This window comes from Candidatus Cloacimonas sp. (genome assembly GCA_039680785.1).
Taxonomy (GTDB): domain Bacteria; phylum Cloacimonadota; class Cloacimonadia; order Cloacimonadales; family Cloacimonadaceae; genus Cloacimonas.
In genome coordinates, this window is record JBDKSF010000112.1 from 1 (window position 1) to 2676 (window position 2676).

3 protein-coding genes are annotated in these 2676 nt (G+C 39.3%); all 3 read left to right on the forward strand.

Annotated features, from left to right (window positions below; genetic code table 11):
* On the forward strand, nt 1-1324 hold a 1324-nt coding region (locus tag ABFC98_07955; protein MEN6445961.1), incomplete at its 5' end, for an MFS transporter.
* A gap of 60 nt (nt 1325-1384) precedes the next feature.
* A complete protein-coding gene (locus ABFC98_07960; GenBank protein ID MEN6445962.1) occupies nt 1385-2392 on the forward strand; it encodes an isoaspartyl peptidase/L-asparaginase in 1008 nt (335 codons plus the stop codon).
* 11 nt (nt 2393-2403) lie between these two features.
* Nucleotides 2404-2676, forward strand: a 273-nt coding sequence (locus ABFC98_07965) for a cation:dicarboxylase symporter family transporter (GenBank protein MEN6445963.1), incomplete at its 3' end; no start/stop codon positions are given.

Sequence of the window (2676 nt, forward strand, 5' to 3'; positions counted from 1 at the left end):
TAGAAAAAATCTTGCATTGGCTATACCAGGGATGATTCAATCCGTAGAAAATGGCGGGTTAGGCTATACCAAGTTCGAGTTGGGTATTGCACTCTCCGCACTTTCTATCGCATATGCATTTAGTAAATTTATAATGGGAAGTTTATCAGACAGATCTGATGCTCGTAAATTTTTGGTAATAGGATTGATTCTTTCATCAATTTTAATGATGTCTGTTGGTCTTTTCTCTTTTGCCACCAGCTCTGTTGCTATTATTTTTATTTTGATGTTGATTATCGGGTGGCTTTCGGGAATGGGATGGCCTCCGTGTGGAAGGGTAATGGTGCATTGGTTTTCTCATAATGAGAGAAGCTTTAAGATGTCAATATGGAATACCTCTCATACTTTTGGAAGTGGTTTAATGGGCAACCTTGCTGCTGTGGGAACTATTGTGTTGGGCGGTTTCTTTATGGTTGATATTGGCGGTGGAGCAATGGTTGATCAAAGTTGGAGAGCAGTATTTGTATTTCCGGCAGCTGTAGCTCTTATTGTTGCTATCTTTTGCTGGTGGGCATTGAGGGATACTCCTCAATCCTGTGGACTGCCACCAGTTGATAAGTATAGAAATGATTATACTGTTAAGAAGGAAATGAGTTCTGAGGAAAAAATTCCTGTTTCAGAATTGTTTATCAAGTATATATTCAAAAATAAGGTCCTTTGGCTAATAGCTCTTGCAAACATCTTTGTTTATTTGGTTAGATATGGCATTGGAGACTGGTCACCAACTTACTGCCAAGAGGCAGGTTTACTAACAAGTGAACAAAGTAAAATGGCCTTCTCTCTTCATAATTACGCAGGGGTTCCGGGAACGATTATTTGTGGGTTAATTTCTGCTAAATTGTTTAAAGGAAGGTGTGCTCCTGCAAACGTTATTTATATGTTACTAGTGTTGTTCTCAATAATCTTATATTGGAAAGCAGCGCCTGTGGCAGCTTATATTTCGGATGTTTTTTCCACTGATTTTATTGCAACAAGGGTAGCAGTAGTGTACAGTTCATTAATTGCAATAGGCTTTTTTATTTATGGGCCGGTAGCTTTAATAGGAATTCAGGCGGTTAACCTGGTACCAAAAAATGCTGCAGGTACTGCAGCCGGCTTTGTAGGATTGTTCGGGTATCTTATTGGAGATGCTCTTCTCTCAAAAATTTTGATAGGAGCAGTAGCTACAGATAAAAGTTTAGGATGGAACGCAACATTTTGGATCTTTATTGTAGCGAGTATTTTAGCGATAATATTCTCTGCTACCACCTGGAAAAGAGAAAAAGCTGCCTGCGTAGTTGACTGAGCTTAGGTGAGTTAAAGGTTGATTAATAATATTTAGAAATGTTTACTACTTTTGACAATTATGAAAATTAAGATAATTGCCACATTGATAATGGTTACACTTGGCTGCCACCTAGTTATTGCTCAAGGTAAAAGACAACAGGAAAAATGGGCAATAGCAATTCACGGGGGAGCAGGAAGCGCACCATCTTCTTTTGATGATGAAAAGAAAAAGGAGTATGAAACGCAACTTCTTGCCGCTCTGAATATTGGTAGAGATATGCTTTCCCGGGGAGAGAGCAGCCTGAATACAGTGCAAGCTGTTGTTGTTTATCTGGAAGACTGTCCCCTGTTTAATGAAGGAAAAGGAGCAGTATTTAACATTGCAGGAATTCACGAACTGGATGCAGCCATAATGGATGGATCAAATCTAAAGGCTGGCGCTATAGCGGGAGTAAGAGATATTAAAAATCCGATAAAAACTGCAAGACTGGTCATGGACAGTACACAGCATGTTTTTCTGATTGGGGATGGGGCTTCTGCGTTTGCCAAATCAATGGGGCAGGAAATTGTTGAAAACTCATACTTTTCTACAAAAAACCGCACAGAGCAAATCAATAAAATTAAAGAGAGTCGTGAGAAACCTGATCCCAGGGGAACGGTCGGGTGTGTCGCTCTGGATATTCATGGTAATCTTGCTGCTGCAACCTCTACAGGTGGGATGTCAGGAAAAAAATGGGGTAGAGTAGGCGATGTGCCGATTATTGGGGCAGGGACATATGCCAATAACAATACGGTTGCTGTTTCAGGAACAGGTCATGGGGAGTTGTGGATAAGAAGGGTGGTTGCATTTGATATTTCGGCTCTGATTGATTATAAAGGATACACGTTGGAAGAAGCTGCAAATGAGGTGATTTTTAATAAAATAGATCCAATGGGCGGATCGGGTGGGGGGATTATTGCTGTGGATAAATATGGAAACATTTCTATTGTCTTTAATACAGGATTGATGAATAGAGCTTGGGCAATATCGTCAGGAGAATATGGAGTTGGCATTCTCAAAGAGGAGGAGAAATTTTATAAAAATTAAAAAAGCAATATATGATTAACTTCAAAGTGGGTCTTCTTACAAAGATCATTATCGCAATTATTTTGGGTATTCTGTCGTCGTTTATTTTTCCAATTCCTGTCGTTAAATTTTTTGTTACAATCAATTCGGTTTTCAGTAACTTCCTGGGGTTTATAATACCTTTGATTATTCTCGGACTGGTTGCTCCCGGAATTGCAGATTTAGGTAAAGGTGCCGGTAAATTACTTGGAATAACGGCTCTGATAGCATATGGTTCTACTATTTTTTCCGGATTTTTTTCATAT